Source organism: Trinickia sp. (assembly GCF_051961175.1).
Taxonomy (GTDB): domain Bacteria; phylum Pseudomonadota; class Gammaproteobacteria; order Burkholderiales; family Burkholderiaceae; genus Trinickia.
In genome coordinates, this window is sequence record NZ_JBQCDN010000446.1 from 1 (window position 1) to 18,691 (window position 18,691).

The following is an 18,691-nucleotide window of genomic DNA, read 5'->3' on the forward strand; positions in this document are numbered from 1 at the left end:
GCCGCATCGGCCGGGCGACTGCCCGCAAGTTCGCCGCCTTCGGCTGCCGCGTGCTGGCGCACGATCCGTTCATGCCGGCAGATGCGGCCGGGGTGGAGCCTGCCAGCCTCGAGGATGTGCTCAGGCAAAGCGATATCGTGGTCATCCATGCGCCGCTGACCAACGGCACGCATCATCTCATCGATCCAAATCGAATTGCGCTGATGAAGGCCGGGAGCCTGCTGATCAACGTGAGCCGCGGCGCGATCGTCGATACGGAGGCTGTTGTCGAAGCCCTGCGGCGCGGCCATCTGTCGGCGGCTGCGCTCGATGTCATCGAATCGGAGCCCACGGTTCCTCAGGCGTTGCTCGATCAACCCGGTGCGATGTTGACGCCGCATGTCGCGTTCTCCTCGGATGCTTCTCTACTCGAATTGCGCCGCCGCGCAGCCGAAGAAGTTGTGCGTGTGTTGCGTGGCGAAGCACCGCGCAATCCGTGCAATTTGCATAAAGCTTGATCCCGACGCCGACGTTCCGTTTTCCAATGACTGCCCTGCCCATGATGAACGAACAAAATAGCCCCGACGCGCGGCTCGATGCCTTTCTGGTCGAGCAGCGGCTCGCGGCGCCGAATGAATCCGCGTCTTGGCACGCGTTGACGGGCGGCGTGTCGTCCGACATTTGGCGCGTGGATCTGCCGGGCCGATCGCTTTGTGTGAAGCGAGCCCTGTCCACGCTGAAAGTTGCCGCGCAATGGCAAGCCCCGGTCTCGCGAAACGCGTTTGAATGGGCCTGGATGCAGTTCGCGGCGCAGCACTGCGCCGACAATGTGCCCACCCCGCTTGCGCATGACGCGGGGCTCGGTGTATTTGCCATGTCCTTCCTCCCACCCGACGAACATCCGGTATGGAAGCAGCAACTCATGGCGGGCCAAGTGGACATCGAGACCGCAAAGGCGGTCGGCCATCTCATCGGCAATCTGCACTCGGCCAGCGCGGACAGCAGCGAGTTGGCGCAGACCTTCGATACGAGGGAGAATTTTTATGCACTGCGCCTCGATCCGTATCTCATGGCCATGTCCTCACGGCACCCGGCGTTGGCGGAACGGTTCGCAACGCTGGCTCGCCGTACGGCCTCCGTCCGTACCGCACTCGTACACGGCGATGTCAGTCCGAAAAACATTCTCGTCGGGCCAAAGGGCCCAGTGCTGCTCGATGCCGAGTGCGCGTGGTTCGGTGATCCGGCATTCGATCTCGCGTTCTGCCTGAACCACCTGCTGCTCAAATGCCTCGCCCGTCCCGACAAGACGGAAGCCCTGATTTTGTCCTTCAAGGCGTTGACCGAAGCCTACTTCGACGAAGCGGACTGGGAATTGCGCGCGGGCCTCGAGGCGCGCGCCGCGGCATTGCTGCCCGCGTTGCTGTTGGCGCGCGTGGATGGCAAGTCGCCCGTCGAGTATCTGAACGATGACCGGCTGCGAGACCTGGTCCGCTGGGTTGCCGTTCCGCTTTTGTGGGAGCCCGTGGATCATCTCTATCAGGTGGCGGCGGCATGGATCGAAGGCATCGAACGGTATACGCGGCAGGGGTAAAGCTCGCCTTTTGAACGGGGCGATCGCGAACAATACTTTAGGAGACCCGCGACCATGCACGGCGACAGGGCGATCAGCGGCGTCGAGTATGTGCTCGACGATTCGATTGCGATGATTTCGAAGGGCGATCTTGACGGCAAGATCACCTACGCCAATCGGGATTTCGTTCAGGTAAGCGGATATTCGGAAGACCAATTGCTCGGGGCACCGCAAAGTCTCCTCGCGCATCCCGATACGCCGCGTGAAGTGTTCGAGGACTTCCTGCGCACAGTCGGGGCCAACAAGACCTGGACCGGCATAGCCAAGGGCCTTCGCAGGAACGGCGATCATTTCTGGGTCGAAATGACCGCCGCCCCGATTCACGCGAATCATCGCACCGTCGGCTACATCACGATTCGCGCGAAGGCTGCACCGGAGAAGGTCCGGTTGGCGAACCAAGCGTATAGCGCCATGAAATCCGGTCGTGCCGACTTCGCGCTTCAAGGCGGCACGATCGTCAAACGATCGCCGCTTACACGCGCGCGTGGTTTGTCCAGGCTTTCCGTCGCGACGAAGATGAATGTGCTCACCGCACTCACCACCGTATTGTGCGCAGGCAATCTTGCCGCGCTCGCGTATCAGGGCAGTAGCTCGATCCGATGGGTGATATCGTCGTCGGCCGCCAGTGTCGCCTGTTGCCTGCTGTCCTCGCTGCTTTTTCGTCGAGGCGTCCTCGCGCCCTTTGCACAAGTCAAAGACCACATCGACGATTTAGGAGAAGGCAATTTATCCCGAGCCATCGAAGCCCTCGGGCAGGACGAAGCCACACAGATCCGGCACGCGCTGCGCATTCTGCAGATCAACCTCACACTGCTCGTCTCGCAGATCAAGGAAACCACTGCGCTCGTCGGCAGCGGCGTCGCCGAGATCGCATCGGGCAACGCCGACCTTTCCGCGAGAACGGAGGCGCAGGCCGCTTCCTTGACTCAGATCGCAGCATCGATGGCCGAGCTCACCGCCATCGTCGCAAAAAATTCGGAAAGCGCACGCGAGGCCAACGGGTTGTCGATGACGACGTCGAGTGTCGCCGCAAAAGGCCGGCAGGCCGTTGGCAAAGTCATCGAAACCATGGTGTCGATCGAAGATAGTTCGCGCAGGATTGTCGATATCATCGGCGTGATCGACAGCATCGCGTTCCAGACCAACATCCTCGCTCTGAATGCCGCGGTGGAAGCTGCGCGGGCGGGCGCACAAGGGCGCGGCTTTGCAGTCGTCGCAGGGGAAGTCCGCAATCTGGCGCGACGTTGCGCCGACGCAGCCAAGGAAATCAAATCGTTGATTGGTGATTCCACGGCCAGAGTGGAGACCGGGAGCCGGCTCGTGAGCGAGGCCGGAGCGACCATGACGGACATCGTTGCGGCCGTCGAACGGGTGGCCACGGTACTGAACGATATTTCAACGGCCAGTCGAACGCAAAGCGACGGGATTGCGCAAGTCAACGAAGCGTTGGCTCGCGTGGAGCACACGACGGAGCGCAATGCGAGACTCGTGGATCAGGCCGGCGCCGGATCGCGCCGCATGCAGGAAGAAGCCGGCAAACTGGCGAAATTGGTCGAAGCGTTCAAGCTTTCGAGCGTGGCGTAAGTGTTGCGTTAGCCGCACGGGAATCTTCGCCGGGCACTCGCGCCGCCGCTTGATGCAAGCGATGAAGCTCGGCGGCTCGTGCGAATGCGCCGCCCCGAGGCCGAGGCGGCGTGAGGATGGACTAAAGCAAACTTCCGCGCTGCGCCTCAATCGTCGAGATTGAGCGAGCGCGCCTCAGCTACGACGGAATTGCGCAGCACACCGATCGGGGGGACTTCGACCTCGATAGTGTCGCCGACTTGGATCGGACCTACGCCGGCCGGTGTTCCTGTCATGATGACATCGCCCGGCAGCAGCGTCAGATATCGGCTGAGGTAAGCGATCAAGCGCGGCACCGGAAACAACAAATCGGCCGTATTGCCGTTTTGCCTGACTTCACCGTTGACGCGCGTAATGATCGGCAGACTGGATGGATCGAGGTCTGTCGCTATCACCGGCCCGAGCGGTGCGAAGGTATCGTAGCCTTTGCCCGCGAAGAGACACCCGAACGCACTCTCTCTACGCTGCAGCACTCTATCGCTGACGTCGTTTCCGCAGGTATATCCGAGCACGTATTCCAAGGCGCGGGCTTCGGGCACGTAGCGCGCGGCCTTGCCGATGACGATGCACAATTCGCCCTCGAAATGGATGATCTCTCCATCCGCAGGGTAGATGATCGCCTCGTCGGGACCGATCACGGCGGTACTGGGCTTCATGAAAAGAACCGGCAAGTCCGGTACGGGCTTGCCGACTTCGTTCGAATGCGCCTTGTAGTTATAGCCAAGACCGAAGATGCGCGGCTGGTGGACAGGTGCAAGTAGGCGTACATCGCTGAGCAGATCGCACACCCCGCTCCTCTGCAAACCCTGATACGGCGATCCGGCTAAGCGCACGATGGCCGTATCGCCCTCGAGGAGGCCATAGTGAGTCGATCCGCCTAGCGCGTATCGAACAATGTGAACGGATGACACGGGTGACTCCCTGTTCCAGACGTTTTGCTAACGTTAGCACCATCAAAGCATTCAGTCAATCGATGCCGGGAGGCGCAAATTGCACATCGCGCTATTGACAATCGGAGCAAGCCTCCGCCAGAATTGATGCAAACGTTAGCATTCAAGGAGACAACGCCGCTATGAGCACATCGGATTCCACTTCGGATGCCGGCGTACCCCTGGCAATGCGCCGCGTCGTGACCGGCCACGACGAGAACGGCTCGTCGATGGTGGCGCTCGACGGCGCCGCGCCTCGTTCCGATGCATTCGTCCACATACCCGGCATGATGTCCCGGCTCATTTGGTCGACCGAGCCTGATCCGACGTTGCCGTCCAACGCGGCAGACCCGACAGTATCCGTTGCGAGCATCGTGCCGCCCCAATCGGGAACGCGATTCCTGGTGGTCACGTTTCCGCCCGACAGCGTGTTTTTTTCGCCGGATTTCGATCCCGCCGCTGCCGCGGCGGAAAACTCGGCCATCAGTCCTGGCCTCGCCGAGTTGTTCGAGGCCGACGGAATGCATGCCACGCCGACAATCGACTACGGCATCGTGCTCGATGGCGAAATTTGGCTCGAGCTCGACGACGGTCGTGCCGAATTGCTGCACCGGCATGACGTAATTATCCAGAACGGAACGCGCCATGCTTGGCGAAACAAGAGCGAGCGCTCCGCGACGCTCGCGTTCATCTTGATCGGCGCCGTACGCGCGCGCTGATCATGGCGAAGTAGCGTTCGACAACGAACTCCATAGAGAAAATAGAGAAAACATATGACAGACACAACAATCGCGCAGGTCCGCGGCCGCCGCGTGTGGGATTCACGCGGGCGTCCGACGGTGGAAGTGGAGGTCACGCTGAAAAGCGGCGTAACCGGTCGAGCCATCGCTCCGGCCGGTGCCTCGATGGGAACCGGCGAAGCCGTTGACCTGCGTGACGGAGGCGATGCTTTCGGCGGCCTCGACGTAACGAATGCGCTGGCCGGCGTCAACGGGGAAATCGCGAACGCGCTTTCTTCGATGGACGCCTACGCTCAATCGGAAGTCGACTCGCAGCTGGTGCAATTGGATGGCACACCGAATCGCAGCCGGCTCGGCGGCAACGCGATCGTCGCGACGTCGATGGCTGTGCTGCACGCAGCGGCCGCGGCCAGTAGCCAGCCGCTCTGGCGCTATCTGGCGGGCGACGGCCCCGTACGAACGCCGCTGCCCGAGATACAGATCTTCGGCGGCGGTGCGCATGCGGCACGGCGTGTCGACGTGCAGGATTTCATGGTGATGTGCCCATCGGCGAGCAGCTTCGGCGAGGCGCTGGAATGGACAGCAGAAGTTTATCGGGCGGCCGGCGCCCTCATGAAACAAGCCGGTAAGTTGCAAGGCGTGGCCGACGAAGGGGGGTACTGGCCCGCTTTCGACAGCAACGAAGAAGCACTCGAAACGCTAACGCATGCTATTTCCGAAACGGGGCTGCGCCCCGGCAAAGACATCGGGATTTCGCTCGACATCGCCGCATCCGAATTCGGGCGCGACGGCCGTTATACGCTGGCACTCGACGGCCGCACACTCGACACCGCGCAAATGATCGATATGCTCGGCCGCTGGCTCGACGCCTATCCGATTCTGTCGATCGAGGACCCGCTTGCCGAAGACGACCCGGAAGGATTTCGTCAGTTTAATGAACGATACGGCTGGCGCTGCCAGATTATTGGCGACGATTTCCTCGTCACGAATGCCGCGCGCGTCGACGCGGCCGCAGCGGCCGGTGCGCTCAATGCCGTCTTGATCAAACCCAATCAGGCGGGAACCATCAGCGAAGCGCACGCGGCATTGATGGCCGGCAAGAAGGCAGGGTTCGGCACGATCGTTTCAGCGCGTTCCGGTGAAACAGAAGATGTGACAATCGCGCATCTGGCCGTCGGCTGGAACGCGGGCCAACTCAAAGTGGGCTCGTTCTCTCGTTCCGAACGCATGGCTAAGTGGAACGAAGTTCTGCGCATCGAAGAGTCTCTCGGCCGGCTGGCGTTGTTCAGCGGGTGGGCGGCCCTGCCCTTCCACAAGCGGCCTGCGCCTGCGGCCGGTCAGTCTCATCGTCAGTGCTAACGTTAGCTATAAAGTGCACGATTTGCTTGAACGACAATTCCAGCGAGGTCAATCATGCTGCCCCCAGTCAATCTGAAGCCGCCATTCAACATCACACGCGCGAGCCACATCGTTTTGAACGTCGCCGACTTGGCGAAGAGCCGTGCGTTCTACGTCGACATCGTCGGCTTGATCGTCACAGAGGAAACGGCAGACACGTGTTATCTGCGGGGACTGTCCGAGGCTTGCCACCACAGCCTCGTGCTGATTCAGTCGAAGGATGCCGCAGCCACCTGCAAGCGCATCGGCTTTCGCGTGTTCCTCGAGGAAGATCTGGATCTTGCCTATACCTTTTTCAAGGAGAAAGGGCTTCCGGCCGAGTGGGTCGAGGTCGCGCATCAAGGTCGAACGTTGCACGTCGCCGATCCATTCGGCACGAAGATCGAACTGTGCGCGCAAATGGAAACGCGTCCTCGCCTCTATCTCGATCGCGACAAGTTCAAAGGCGCGCATGCGCAGCGGATCGATCACTATCAGATCTTCTCACCCGATACTTACCAATCCTGTGAATTCTACAGCCAGCTCGGTTTTCGTAACTCTGAATACCTCGAGCACGGCGATACCCTGCTCGGCGCGTTCATGTACCGCAAAGGAACGTGCTTGGACTTGGCGATCGTTCAGAACGACGGCCCGTGCATGCACCATTTCGCGTACATCGTGCCGGAGTCGCACAACATCTTCACGGCCTGTGACCTGGCCGGGATTTACGGGTACGCGCACGAGGTGGAGCGCGGCCCGGGCCGGCATGGCCCCGGCGGCATGCTGTTCGTTTATCTGCGGGATCCGGACGGCCATCGCGTGGAATTATGCGACGGGCACTACCAAACGATCGACGTCGAGATCGAGCCGGTGCGGTGGGATGCGGCTTCGCTGAACACGAGCGTTCGCTGGGGACTGCCTGCGCTTCATCGGTGGTATTTCGAAGCATCGCGCTTCGAAGATACGGCGCTCATCGAAACGCCGAGCAAGCCGACGCCCGAAACGCTCGAAAGTTATGTGAAAAAACTTTCGGCACACAACTAACCTGACTTCAACTAACGGCAACAATGACATGGCACGCGTCAAATATCTTCAGCGTTCGGATGTCGCAGGCGTCAACGACGCCCTGTTCGACCGGCTCGAACGCGAACGCAAAGTCCCGACCGCTAATATCTTTCGCGCGCTTGCGCATGCACCAGACATCCTCGATCAATTCCTCTCGTACGCCAATGCGATCAGGGCATCGTCCATCAACCCCAAGCTTCGTGAGCTGGCGATTCTCACGGTTGGACACTACACGGGATCGGTGTACGAAATCGCGCATCATCAATCGCATGGTTTGAAGGCTGGCATCAGCCCGGAGCAGTTGAGGGCCATCCCCGACTTCGATGCGTCGCCGCTCTTCGACGATGAAGAGCGCGCCGTCATGGCAGTGGCCAGAGAGTCCACGCTGAAAGTCGACGTCAGCGACACAACGTGGCAGCGCGCCGCCGCGTTCCTCGACGAACGTCAACTCGTCGAACTGGCACTCAACGTAGCTTGGTACAACTCGGGCGTGCGCATCATGGGTGCACTCGGTATCGAACTCGAAGAAAGTTATCGCTGAACGATTCGGCAGTTGCGATCGGATGTCAGTGCATGCAGATTTGATAAGGAAAGAGGTAGACATGGAACGAACAATGGTTGCAGCGCGGCTGCACGCGCTCGGCACACCGATGACGCTCGATACGATTCCGCTCCCTAAGCCGCGGCCGACGGATGTGCTCGTTCGCGTCAAGGCATGCGGCATCGTGCCGAACATGGCCAACGTCATCAATAACTGGCCTACGTGGTTTCCGCATCAGCCGCTGCCGAAATTCCCTGCGATCTTCGGGCTGGACCCGACCGGCGTGGTCGAGGAAGTCGGCGAGGCCGTCATCAACGCCAAACCCGGCGATCGCGTGTACGTGAGCCCGTTGCGCTCTTGCGGCTCATGCAAGGCATGCCGCGGTGGCCGGCGCAGCGAGTGCCGCTACTACACGCTCAACGGCTACTTCAGCACGAGCCGCGACGGCCAGCGCATATTCGACTTGTACCCGTACGGCGGCTTCAGCGAGTACATGACTGCGCCGGAATACGCGCTCGTCAACATTCCCGATAATCTGAGCTTCGAACAGGCAGGACGCTTCGGCTACCTCGGCACGTCGTACGGCGCGTTGAAAAATGCCGGGGCGGCGTCCGGTCAAGTCGCATTGATCGACGGCATTACGGGAACGCTGGGCGTCGCATCGACGGTGCTCGGCCTGGCCATGGGGCTGACACGTGTGCTCGGCACGGGGCGCGACAAGCGGCTGCTCGAACGCGTCAAGTCGCTTGCGCCGGATCGCATCGAAGTGATGGAGCTCGGGGAAGGATCGGTCGGCGATTGGGCCAAGTCGCTTACAGGTGGCGAGGGCGTCGATTTTGTCATTAGCGCGCTTGGCGCGAAGGCGCCCGCATCGACCATGCTCGATTCGATGAAGGGCGTTCGCCGCGGCGGAAAGGTCGTCAACGTAGGCGGTGTGGCGGAAGAGCTTCCGATCGATGTCAAGTGGCTCATGGACGAGCAGGTTCACCTGATCGGCTCAAATTGGTTTACCACCGAACAAGGGCAAGAGATGGCCGATATGGTTGGAACAGGTGCGCTGAATCTGTCGTATCTCGAGCATCGCAGGTTCCCGCTGTCGCGCGTCAACGAGGCGATCTCCGGCCTCAAGGATCGAGACGGCGGTTTCAGCAACTATGTCGTCATGCCTTGAAATCCAGCTTGCGCCGCGCGTCGGCGCATCGATGCAGCACCAGGTGTGATGCACCCATTGGCCAGCCGCTCGGTTGGCCTTTTTTTATTGCACTTCCTTCCCCATGCATCGGGGGCGTTGCAGCTCGCCTCGACTCCCGCACACACGTGATTACCGCTGCGGCCTGCAACACTGCGTTCGCAGTCGTAGGTATTCACCCTAATCGCTAGTCTCTCTACACTGCATACATCGGTTAAGGAAACCAAGCCGATAACACTAATGCGACAACGAACGTCGCAGTCAACGCAGAGGTTAGCCATGAAGAAGTCGCTGATGCAGGCCATTGTCATTGCTGTCGCCGCTACCGTGCCCGTCGTCTCGTTCGCGCAAGCGAGCGCACCGGTTACGCGCGGACAACTGAAGCGCGAGATCGCACGGCTCGAGCAAGCCGGCTACTCTCCCGCCGATAGCAACATCGACTATCCCACGAAACTGCAAGCTGCTGAAGCGCGCATCGGGGAGGAGGAAAGCCCGGCTGTGACAACGACCTATGGCGGCGAGATCGCAGGAAAAAATGCAGCGGGTTCGCGCGCCTCACGCGCGGATCGCTCGAAGTCGCCCTACGTCGACAACGCAAACTCGCTGTATGTCGGCGACTGAACGGCGCACCGCCCCTACACGCTCGACGCGAGGATCAATCAACGCTGGTGCCGATAGGCGCGTTGCCTTCGATGCGGGCGACCGCTTGACGATCCGCCGCGAGCGTCGCGCTCAGGTCCTCGCGCAAAAACGAGATCCACGTGCGAATCTTTGCATCGACGAATCGCCTCGAGTGATACAGCGCGTGAACCACGACGGGCTGAACTTCGTAGCCGTGAAGCACCCTGACGAGCTCGCCCGATGCAAGACCGGGCAACGCGACACCCGCGGGCAGGATGCCGATCCCGAGGCCTGCTCTGATGGCGGGCTCCAGTGCCTCGATGACGTTGACGGCGTAGCGCGGCGCGCCGAAGTCCACCGCGGAGGGCGTATCGGGGCCTTCGAACATCCATTTATTGATGGGAAAGACCGGAGTCGCAAGCTGAAGACAATGATGATCGCGCAGATCGCCCGGTTGCATCGGCTGGCCGCGGCGGGCCAGGTATCGCGGAGAGGCGCAGACGATACCGGGGATGCTGCCGAGCCTGATGCTGATCAGACCGGAATCCGGCAATCCGGGGGCAACGACGATCGACACGTCGTATCCGTCCTCCAAAATATCCGGCACCGCACCCGATAGCGTCAGCTCGACCCGCAGGGATGCGAACTGCTGTTGATATCGCAGCATGGCGGGCACGACGAGATGATGTCCGAAGCTCGATAGGGCATGCACGCGAAGGCAGCCGGACGGATGCTGTCTCGCGGAACTCGCCTCAGACTCCGCCTCCTCGACGTTGGCCAGTATTTGCCGGCATCGATGCAGATAACGTTCGCCCGCTTCGGTAAGCGCAGTGTTTCTCGTCGTTCTGTGCAACAGGCGGGAACCCAAATGATCTTCAAGCGAGGACACTGCCCGCGAAGCGACCGATGTCGTGAGATTGAGCTTGCGCGCAGCCGCGGCAAAACCGCCCTCCGCCGCTACCTTCGCAAAGATGCGCATACTTTGAAGTGTGTCCATCGCAAATTTCCTGCATTCCTCGACGAGTGACGGCGGCCGGTTATTCGGCGACGCGACAAATCGACAAGCTTCCTCTCGTGCACCGAGGGGCTTCCAATCCATGCGGTGACCACGGTCGCGAATTGCGTCGATGCTTTCATGCTATCGTTAGCATAGCATAATCGCTCGGATGCAGCGCCTTCGCACGCATCCGGTCACTGCGTCGTATCTCGACCCATCCGAATTCCGATGCCACCCTCGCTTCGTACGGGTCTGCCGGGGCGATCCTAGGCCGAATTCGCGCTACCATTAAGCAGCGCATCCGCGAGGCGCTTGATATGTTCCGGGCCAATACCGCAGCAGCCGCCGATTAGCGATGCACCGGCCTCGGCCCACGTTTGCGCAAACCGCGCATATCCGTCCGGCTCAAGATCTGCACGCAAGCCGCTCAAGCCGTCATTGGCGGCACGGCTACTGCGCTCCGGCTCAAACGCATTCGCATAGACGCCCAGTTCCAACGATGCGCCGCTGCCGTCGCGCACACGCCGTGCTTCGACAACCGCCGCGCGCATGATCTCCGCTTGGCTGCAGTTGAAGAGAAACGCCTCGGCGTTTAGCGCGATTGCAGTCTCGATGGCGTCCTCGATACGTTCACCGGAACGCAACCGTGCCCCTACACTGCCTTGCGCGATCGCATCAACATCCTCGCTGTCGTCCAGCGTGAACGAGAGCCAAAGAGGACGTGTATCGTTGCCGATCGCCTTGCGCACCGCGCGCGCCTCGGCGGTCGAACTGAGCGTTTCGCCCAGCCATAGATCGACGTGCTGTGAAAGACCCTGAACCAGCGCATCCAAAATCGGTGCGGCTTTGTCTGCGTCAAATAGGTCCGGGCGATAGGAGCCAAACACGGGTGGCAAGGAGCCCGCAACCAGCGCTCGGCGCGAAGCAGCATCGGCCGCTTCGCGGGCAAGCCGTCCCGCTCGCGCCGCAAGTTCGACACCCTGCCGCGCGAAACGCTCCTCGCCGATATGAAACGGCACCACCGCATACGAATTGGTGGTGACGACATCGGCGCCGGCGCGCAGGAATGCGTCATGTGCCGCACGCACGTACTCAGGCGCTTCGATCAGCGCAAGCGCCGACCATTCCGGCTGTTTGAAAGGCGCGCCCATGCGCAATAGTTCGCGGCCCATGCCGCCATCGAGAATCCGGATCATTTACGTCATATCTCCATTCGTCCATTGCGCCACCCGCACTTCGCTGCATTGAGCGATTTGGCGGTTCCCAGATAGCGATTGAGGTGTCGTTCGAGCAATGCGGCGGGCAACGCCAGTGCAATCACGAGCGCCACATAAACAATCGCCGCGCCCGCGAGCGGTTCGTACACACGGAAGGTCTCGAAACGCAGCGCGTTGGCAGTGCCCAGAACGTCAAATACGGTGATGGTCGAAGCCAGCAGCGTCGACTTCATCAGCAGGATCACTTCACTGATCAGCGCGGGCAGCGCGAGCCGAAATGCGCGCGGGCCAACGATGCTCAGCAACACGCGCGTGCGCGTCATGCCGAACGCAAACCCCGCTTCCACCTCGCCGCGCGGCACGCCGGCTATCCCGCCGCGCAATATCGTCGCCACATAGGCACTCTCATTGACAGCAAGCGCAAGGACCGCATACCAGTATGCATCGCGAAGAAACGGCGATGCCCAGCTGTCGCGCATCCATTCGCGCGGCACCATTTGACCAAAACCATAGTAGAGCAGATAAATCTGCACGAGCAGCGGCGTGCCGCGTATCAGGGTGATCCAGGCCCGTGCGGACCAGCGCGATACACGAGACTTCGCCGCATAAGCAAGCGCGAGTGGCACGCCAATCACGAAGCTTGCCGCGCCGGAGAGCAGCGTGAGCGAGAACGTCGTAGGCACGGCTTCGATGAGCTTCGGCATCACCGTGCCGGTCAGGAACATGAGTGAGAACATCAGAGCGCCGCGATCACACCACGATTGACACGTCGTTCGATGCAGCCAAACACAGCCATGGAGCCGATGCTCAGCGATAAGAACAGGCCGGCCGTGACCAGATGAAAAAAAAGATAGTGGCGCGTCGCGCCCGCGGCGAGCTGGCTGGCCTTGAGCAGATCGGAAAACGAGCCAAGTACGCTGATGTAGGAAGCATCCTTGGTTGCATTGAGCCAGACGTTGCTCACCCCGGGCAGTGCGAGGCGTGACGCGAGTGGCAACTGTACGCGGCGAAACGTCTGCGTGCCCGTCATGCCGAACGCTTGCGCCGCCTCCACCTGCCCAGTTGGCACTGCGACAAGCGCGCTGCGAAAGATATCGGTCAAGTAGGCGCCCTGGATCAAACCCAACGAGCCGATCGCGACAGCCAGCGGGTCGAAGGCAAAGCGGGCGGAAACGATGTTCAATGCGCGCAACGTCGCTTCGACGGCGGGCGCAAGCGCATAGAACGCGATCAGCAGGCAGAGGAGTTCAGGCAACGCCCGTACGATGGTCGTATAAGCTCCGCCCAGGAACCGGGGCAGCGCATGCGGCGAGAGCTTCGCACTACCGCCAGCAAGCCCGGCCAGTGCGCCAACTCCGAAGGACCCCGCCGCCACCGTCACCGTCTGCACGAAGGCGGCGGCAAATTCATGGCCGTAGCCGCCATCGCCGAATGACAACAGCGCGAAGACCGAGGTGTCGTTCGGCACGCCTAGTGGCCTTTCACAATCGTGCCTTGAAGCTTCGGATAGCGCGCCGTGATCGCATCCCAGGTACCGTCGCTCTGGACTTGAGCGATGGCGTCGGAAAGGCGCGCACGCAACGCGTTGCCATGTCGTACTCCGCCGCCAATTCCCAAACCCAACACCGGATTGTCCGGGCATGAGCCCTTGATCTCGAAGTCCTTGCCGTCCGGCGAATTGAGGAATGCCGTGAAGAGGCCCTTGCCCTCTTGCACGTAGTCGACTCGACCGGCAACGAGATCCGCGAGCGCGTTATCGAGCTTGTCGAACGATTTTATCTTGGCATCGTGCGAGAACCGGGAATCGAGGAATGCGGAGAAGTTCGTACCGGCTTCCACGCCGATCACGCTGCCTTTGAAGGTTTCAGGTACGGCGCAATTGACTTTACGTCGGTCGCTTTTCGCACCGACGAACACTGTCGGCGACTCATAATACGGGCGAGTGAAGTCGATCACCTTCTGGCGCTCTGCGGTAATCGTCATCGACGACCAAATCACATCGATCTTGTCGTTCTGCAACGACGGGACGAGTCCATCCCACGCCACGTCGATCAACTGGCAATGGACATTCAGTTTCGAGCAAACCGCATTGAGCAGATCGATCTCCCAGCCCTTCCACGTACCGGACGCGTCCTTGGAAAAGAACGGCGGATACGATTCCGCGTCGATGCCGATCCGCAGCGTCGGCTGGGCAGCGAAAGAAAGCGAGCAGACACTCGCGGCGAAGAAGGCTGCAGCGAGGCGAACGGCACGAAAACGCATGTCAATGAATCCCATGATTGTTGTCGGACAGCGGAGAAAATCGCAACGGCCATCCGGGGTAGGCAGCGACTTTATTCGCAATGCAGAGGGGCGACAAACAATCAATGGTGGTTTAGATATTCTTAGCGCTTGCAACGCGGCGTCTCAAGATTCACATCCAGTGATTGCGTCAGGGCATGGCCATCGACGGCGCTGCGGCCGCACCGAGCCTCATGCGCCGGTGCCGCTCGGCGGTCATCCCTGATGCGGACTAATGCCGATGCCGATGATGAATATCCGGAAAATGCGCGTGCGAATGCGTGATGGGCAGATGGACGTGCGGATGCGTGTGCGGCTCGTCGCCTTGATAGGGAAAGTCGTGCCCGTGCTGGTGGTGCTGGTCGTGCCGGTGCCGGTGCGTATGCTCCATCCTTTCATGCGTATGCTCATGCAGGTGCCGTTCCCGCACGTGCAGCCAGATGCCTAGCGCCATCAACGCCGCGGCGATCCAGAAAGTCACCGAAGGCATCTCCGGCCAGATCAGCAGCGACAGCGCGACGCCGAACAGTGGCGCGACCGAGAAATACGCGCCGGTTCGCGCGGTTCCCAAGTTGCGTAATGCGACAACGAACAGTACGAGGCTGATGCCGTAACCGCCCAGCCCCGTCAGCATGGCGGCTGCCGTAGTCACGAACGCCGGCAGTGTCGCGCCGGTTGCGGCAGCGATCGCTATATTCACCGGGCCGGCTATCAACCCTTTGAGGCAGGCAATCACCATCGCGTCATTCGCGGACACCTTGCGCGTGAGATTGTTGTCGATCGCCCAGCACAGACAGGCGCCGATGATCAGCAGGGCCCCTACCGACACTGTCGCGCCGGCATGCCACGAGAGCAGTACGCCACCCGCAACGATCGCCACCATCCCGAGGAACACCTGCACATCGACGTTCTCTTTGAAGACGACCCACGCAATAACGGCGGTCAGGACACCTTCGAGATTGAGCAGCAGTGCGCTGGTGGCAGCAGGGGTGCTGGATAGGCCGACCATCAGCAGCGCGGGCCCAGCCACGCCACCCGCCGCGATCGCGCCGGCGAGCCAAGGGATTTCTGCCCTTTGCAGATGTTGGCCAGGATCGATCTGCCCCGCCGGCCGCCGGAGCCGGCGAATAACGATGCCGATGCCAAGGCCAATCCCGCTCCCGAGGTAAAACAGCCCGGCCACCATGAACGGCGACAGCGAACCGAGCAAAGCCTTGGCCAAAGGCGTGGCGACACCGAACAAGGCGGCGGCAGTCAGGGCGATTACGATCGCATTGATTCTTAAGTTCATTGCTTCGGAAGCATCATTGATGGCCCGCGTCGAGCGTTCGAATCGACAGTTTACCGGACGCACTTCAAGAACCTTGTGCTCGGGGCCCAAAACGCCAAGACGGCCATCGTGAGCAGTAAAGTAGGATGCCATCGAAAAATCCTACTTTGGTGCGCTGATATTTTGACGAGGTGTGAGCAATAGAGTATGATTTTCGTAAGACATCCTACTTTGGTGCTCATGCAAACGCTAACGGACATCGCCGGTTTTCTTCGGCAGCAGCTGAAAAATATGTCGATCACACAGCGGGAATTGGGTGCCGAGGCCGGCCTCGCGCGACGCACGCTCACTGGCGTGCTCAGCGGCCAAGCCGATTACAAGGTCACGACACTCATCGCTGTGCTGGACCGCCTGGGTTATGAACTCACCTTCGTCCCCAAAGAAGCCGCTGCCGGATTGACCGCACAAGCATCGCTTGCTCCGACTACCCCGACAGTCAAGACTCGAGTCGAGCGAGCGCGGGATCAAGTCAAATCTCCCATGGCCGTGATCGCTCCGAAGAGCGGGAAGACCGAGTAAAGAGCGCGACGACAGCGGGTGCAGGACAGAGTAAGGCCAGGGTACGAATGAACGTCAAAGCACTAGGTATCTTCATCGGCACGGGGCAGCGCATTGGCGTGCTTTTTCAATACGCCCTGGGCGACAGCCAGGTTCTGAACCGCTTCGTAGCCGACGACGCGTTCGCGAACGCCGGTCGCGCCCCCAGTTTGTCGCTATCGATGCTGGCGGACGATCCCGCGGCACAGAGAGCGCTTTGGGCCGACATCGGATCCACGCTCTTTAACGGTTCGTATAGCCACACAAACAGCTGGCTGCTCCCCGCTTTTTTTCAAAACCTGCTGCCTGAGGGCGTGTTCCGCGATCATGTCGCAGCGCAGCGCCACTGCAATCCGAAGGATCACTTCGAGATGCTGGCCGCATGTGGTCGTGACCTGCCCGGCAATGTGTATGCCCTACCGCTCGAGCTCACCCGAGGCGAATTGGCCCGCTACGTGACACAGGACGCTGATTCGCTAGAGATGTCCGTGACTGCCGAGCCGCTCGACGACGGGGTTTCTCTTTCCGGCGTGCAGCCGAAAGTCGGCGTGATCAAGGAAGGGGGGCGTTACGTCGGCCGCACGAAAATGCAGGACACGCACATCATTGCCAAGTTGCCTGTCGTCGGCCAACCCCTGCTGCCCGAGCTCGAATATGTGTCGCTGCGCTTGGCGGCCGCCGCGGGCGTGCGTGTTACCGAAGCGCACCTCGAGCCACTTGAAGCGCTGGCGGTCGAACACGGCTACGACCTCGGTGAAGCGGACAAGAAGACGAATTTCCTCGCCGTGACCCGCTATGACCGCACGCCACATGGTCGGATCCATTGCGAGGACTTTGCGCAGGTGCTCGGGATACAGCCGGAGCAGAAGTATCTCGGCGCCAGCTATCTGGATATCGCGAGTGTGATGATGGCATTCCCGTCTCTAGGGGAGCCGGCCGTACACGAGTTGCTGAGACGCATCGTCGTCAACGAGATGCTCGGCAATCCCGACATGCACCTCAAAAATATCGGCATCTGGTATCCGGATGGGCACACCCCTGAAATGCCTCCCGCATATGACATAGTGGCCTACGCGGCCTACCACCGACGCATCGGGCACGCGCTCCACATCCTGCCTGCCGGGCAGGAAAAGCCACGGATGCGTGTCGAAGATGCCCGCGAAGGGAGAGCGGCAAAGCCTCAAATCGGTCCAAACGTTATCCGGCAGTTTTGTGCGAAGTTGGGGATTCCGGAGAAGCCCGCGGCGGCTGTCATTCGCAAGTCCGTGACCAACGCTGTACAGGCGTGGCCTGCGATGATTCAGGGGGCGCCGCTGACGGCCACTCAAAAGGAACGGTTGATCGCGCATTTCAACGCTCACCCGCTTGTCGAGTCGCTGATGCGGCGGCGATCGGCCGTGCAGCACGCATCGCGATAGACGGCGCGTAGCTCAAATAATCAGTAGCCGCTTCGTCGACTTAACCTGACGCAGCGAAATGTTCGAGCGAATTCCAAAAACGCCAGAGCGCTTTTTGGTCAGAGAGGAAAAAATGAAAGCTATAGTCTACGAATCGTTTGGCGCCGCGCCGAAACTGATCAACGTCGCCGACCCAACGCCGGCTCCGCACGGCGTCGTGGTCCAGGTGATGGCCACCGGCGTGTGCCGCAGCGACTGGCACGGCTGGATGGGCCATGATCCCGACATCGTGCTTCCGCACGTGCCGGGTCACGAACTGGCAGGCGTTATCTCGGCGGTCGGCTCCGACGTCACCCGCTGGAAAATCGGCGACCGCGTGACAGTTCCGTTCGTCGCCGGTTGCGGCCACTGCCCGGAATGCCACTCCGGCAACCAGCAGGTCTGCGAAAGCCAGTTTCAGCCCGGATTCACGCATTGGGGTTCGTTTGCCGAATACGTGGGCATTCATTACGCCGATCTCAATCTCGTGCGTTTGCCGGATGCGCTCGACTTCACGACCGCGGCCAGCCTCGGCTGTCGATTCGTCACCTCGTTCCGCGCGGTGGTCGATCAGGGTAAGACGTCGGCCGGACAGTGGGTGGCCGTGCACGGCTGCGGCGGGGTCGGCCTGTCGGCGATCATGATCGCGAACGCAATCGGTGCGAATGTGGTGGCAGTCGATATTTCGGATCGCGCGCTCGAGCTGGCGAGTTCGTTGGGCGCCGTCGCGATTGTCAACGCATCGCGCGTCGCCAATGTCGTCGAAGCCGTGAAAGACATCACGCACGGGGGTGCGCACGTTTCGCTGGATGCGCTCGGTCATCCGACAACCTGCTTCAATTCGATCAGCAACTTGCGCCGCCGCGGCAAGCACGTGCAGGTCGGTCTGATGCTGGGCGAACATTCGACGCCGCAGGTGCCCATGAGCAAGGTCATCGCGCATGAATTGGAAATTCTTGGCAGCCACGGCATGCAGGCCCACCGCTACGACGCGATGCTGGACATGGTTCGTACAGGCAAGCTGCAGCCGGAGCGTTTAGTCGGCAAGGAAATCAGCCTGAGTGCATCGGTTGATGCGCTGATGGGCATGGATCGTTTCGAAGGTGCGGGCGTGACGGTCATCACCGATTTCGCCTCCTGAAGCGGCAAGGGCCACGCGCCCTGCCGTCTTTCCCTGATCTTGGCGCGTATGACGCGATG

The 18,691-nt window shown here is 60.9% G+C and carries 19 protein-coding genes; 12 read left to right on the top strand and 7 right to left on the bottom strand.

All coding sequences use genetic code 11. The annotated features are described in order from the left end of the window. The 3 genes from ACTHL0_RS25305 to ACTHL0_RS25315 form a co-directional block, all read left to right on the top strand. A partial coding sequence (locus ACTHL0_RS25305; RefSeq protein WP_440569814.1) for an NAD(P)-dependent oxidoreductase occupies window positions 1–497 on the top strand: 497 nt, incomplete at its 5' end. Window positions 498–538: 41 nt separating this feature from the next. Beyond that, the gene (locus ACTHL0_RS25310) at window positions 539–1,570 is read left to right on the top strand and encodes a phosphotransferase family protein (protein WP_440569815.1); all 1,032 of its coding nucleotides are present in this window, start codon (window positions 539–541) and stop codon (window positions 1,568–1,570) included. Between the two features lie 54 nt (window positions 1,571–1,624). Continuing rightward, a complete protein-coding gene (locus ACTHL0_RS25315) occupies window positions 1,625–3,193 on the top strand; it encodes a methyl-accepting chemotaxis protein (protein ID WP_440569816.1) in 1,569 nt (522 codons plus the stop codon). 146 nt (window positions 3,194–3,339) lie between these two features. Here ACTHL0_RS25315 and ACTHL0_RS25320 read toward each other — a convergent pair whose 3' ends face one another. Further along, window positions 3,340–4,143: a fumarylacetoacetate hydrolase family protein gene (locus tag ACTHL0_RS25320; RefSeq protein ID WP_440569817.1), complete on the bottom strand. Its 804-nt coding sequence runs from the start codon at window positions 4,141–4,143 to the stop codon at window positions 3,340–3,342. 161 nt (window positions 4,144–4,304) lie between these two features. Here ACTHL0_RS25320 and ACTHL0_RS25325 point away from each other — a divergent pair, with 161 nt between their 5' ends. The 6 genes from ACTHL0_RS25325 (at window position 4,305) to ACTHL0_RS25350 (ending at window position 9,694) form a co-directional block, all read left to right on the top strand. Then, window positions 4,305–4,880: a cupin domain-containing protein gene (locus tag ACTHL0_RS25325; RefSeq protein ID WP_440569818.1), complete on the top strand. Its 576-nt coding sequence runs from the start codon at window positions 4,305–4,307 to the stop codon at window positions 4,878–4,880. A 54-nt stretch (window positions 4,881–4,934) separates the two neighbouring features. Further along, window positions 4,935–6,260, top strand: a complete 1,326-nt coding sequence (gene eno / locus ACTHL0_RS25330) for a phosphopyruvate hydratase (RefSeq protein WP_440569819.1) — start codon at window positions 4,935–4,937, stop codon at window positions 6,258–6,260. A gap of 54 nt (window positions 6,261–6,314) precedes the next feature. Further along, window positions 6,315–7,322 carry a VOC family protein gene (locus ACTHL0_RS25335; protein WP_440569820.1) on the top strand — a complete coding sequence of 336 codons (1,008 nt, stop codon included), beginning with the start codon at window positions 6,315–6,317 and terminating at the stop codon, window positions 7,320–7,322. Between the two features lie 28 nt (window positions 7,323–7,350). Further along, window positions 7,351–7,884 carry a carboxymuconolactone decarboxylase family protein gene (locus ACTHL0_RS25340; RefSeq protein ID WP_440569821.1) on the top strand — a complete coding sequence of 178 codons (534 nt, stop codon included), beginning with the start codon at window positions 7,351–7,353 and terminating at the stop codon, window positions 7,882–7,884. 61 nt (window positions 7,885–7,945) lie between these two features. After that, window positions 7,946–9,055 carry an alcohol dehydrogenase catalytic domain-containing protein gene (locus ACTHL0_RS25345; RefSeq protein ID WP_440569822.1) on the top strand — a complete coding sequence of 370 codons (1,110 nt, stop codon included), beginning with the start codon at window positions 7,946–7,948 and terminating at the stop codon, window positions 9,053–9,055. 297 nt (window positions 9,056–9,352) lie between these two features. After that, window positions 9,353–9,694, top strand: a complete 342-nt coding sequence (locus tag ACTHL0_RS25350; protein ID WP_440569823.1) for a DUF4148 domain-containing protein — start codon at window positions 9,353–9,355, stop codon at window positions 9,692–9,694. Between the two features lie 34 nt (window positions 9,695–9,728). Here ACTHL0_RS25350 and ACTHL0_RS25355 read toward each other — a convergent pair whose 3' ends face one another. The 6 genes from ACTHL0_RS25355 to ACTHL0_RS25380 all read right to left on the bottom strand — a co-directional run bounded on the left by ACTHL0_RS25355 (window position 9,729) and on the right by ACTHL0_RS25380 (window position 15,479). Further along, a complete protein-coding gene (locus ACTHL0_RS25355) occupies window positions 9,729–10,691 on the bottom strand; it encodes a LysR family transcriptional regulator (RefSeq protein ID WP_440569824.1) in 963 nt (320 codons plus the stop codon). A 266-nt stretch (window positions 10,692–10,957) separates the two neighbouring features. Continuing rightward, window positions 10,958–11,887, bottom strand: a complete 930-nt coding sequence (locus tag ACTHL0_RS25360; protein ID WP_440569825.1) for a homocysteine S-methyltransferase family protein — start codon at window positions 11,885–11,887, stop codon at window positions 10,958–10,960. Between the two features lie 5 nt (window positions 11,888–11,892). Next, window positions 11,893–12,645 carry an ABC transporter permease gene (locus tag ACTHL0_RS25365; protein ID WP_440569826.1) on the bottom strand — a complete coding sequence of 251 codons (753 nt, stop codon included), beginning with the start codon at window positions 12,643–12,645 and terminating at the stop codon, window positions 11,893–11,895. Further along, window positions 12,645–13,376 carry an ABC transporter permease gene (locus tag ACTHL0_RS25370; protein WP_440569827.1) on the bottom strand — a complete coding sequence of 244 codons (732 nt, stop codon included), beginning with the start codon at window positions 13,374–13,376 and terminating at the stop codon, window positions 12,645–12,647. Before ACTHL0_RS25370 ends, ACTHL0_RS25365 begins: the two co-directional genes overlap by 1 nt. A 2-nt stretch (window positions 13,377–13,378) precedes the next feature. Next, window positions 13,379–14,185 (bottom strand): transporter substrate-binding domain-containing protein, encoded by an 807-nt coding sequence (locus ACTHL0_RS25375; RefSeq protein WP_440569828.1) that lies wholly within the window; start codon window positions 14,183–14,185, stop codon window positions 13,379–13,381. A 235-nt stretch (window positions 14,186–14,420) separates the two neighbouring features. Continuing rightward, entirely contained in the window at window positions 14,421–15,479 is a 1,059-nt protein-coding gene (locus ACTHL0_RS25380; RefSeq protein WP_440569829.1) for a DMT family transporter, read from the bottom strand. 219 nt (window positions 15,480–15,698) lie between these two features. On the opposite strand from ACTHL0_RS25380, the gene ACTHL0_RS25385 reads away from it, so the two are divergent. From ACTHL0_RS25385 to ACTHL0_RS25395, 3 genes are all read left to right on the top strand, one after another. Further along, complete coding sequence (locus ACTHL0_RS25385; RefSeq protein ID WP_440569830.1) at window positions 15,699–16,037, top strand: helix-turn-helix domain-containing protein; 339 nt, start codon at window positions 15,699–15,701, stop codon at window positions 16,035–16,037. Window positions 16,038–16,084: 47 nt separating this feature from the next. Continuing rightward, a complete protein-coding gene (locus ACTHL0_RS25390; protein WP_440569831.1) occupies window positions 16,085–17,473 on the top strand; it encodes a type II toxin-antitoxin system HipA family toxin in 1,389 nt (462 codons plus the stop codon). Window positions 17,474–17,585: 112 nt separating this feature from the next. Continuing rightward, the gene (locus ACTHL0_RS25395) at window positions 17,586–18,632 is read left to right on the top strand and encodes a zinc-dependent alcohol dehydrogenase family protein (protein ID WP_440569832.1); all 1,047 of its coding nucleotides are present in this window, start codon (window positions 17,586–17,588) and stop codon (window positions 18,630–18,632) included. Window positions 18,633–18,691 lie beyond the last annotated feature (59 nt).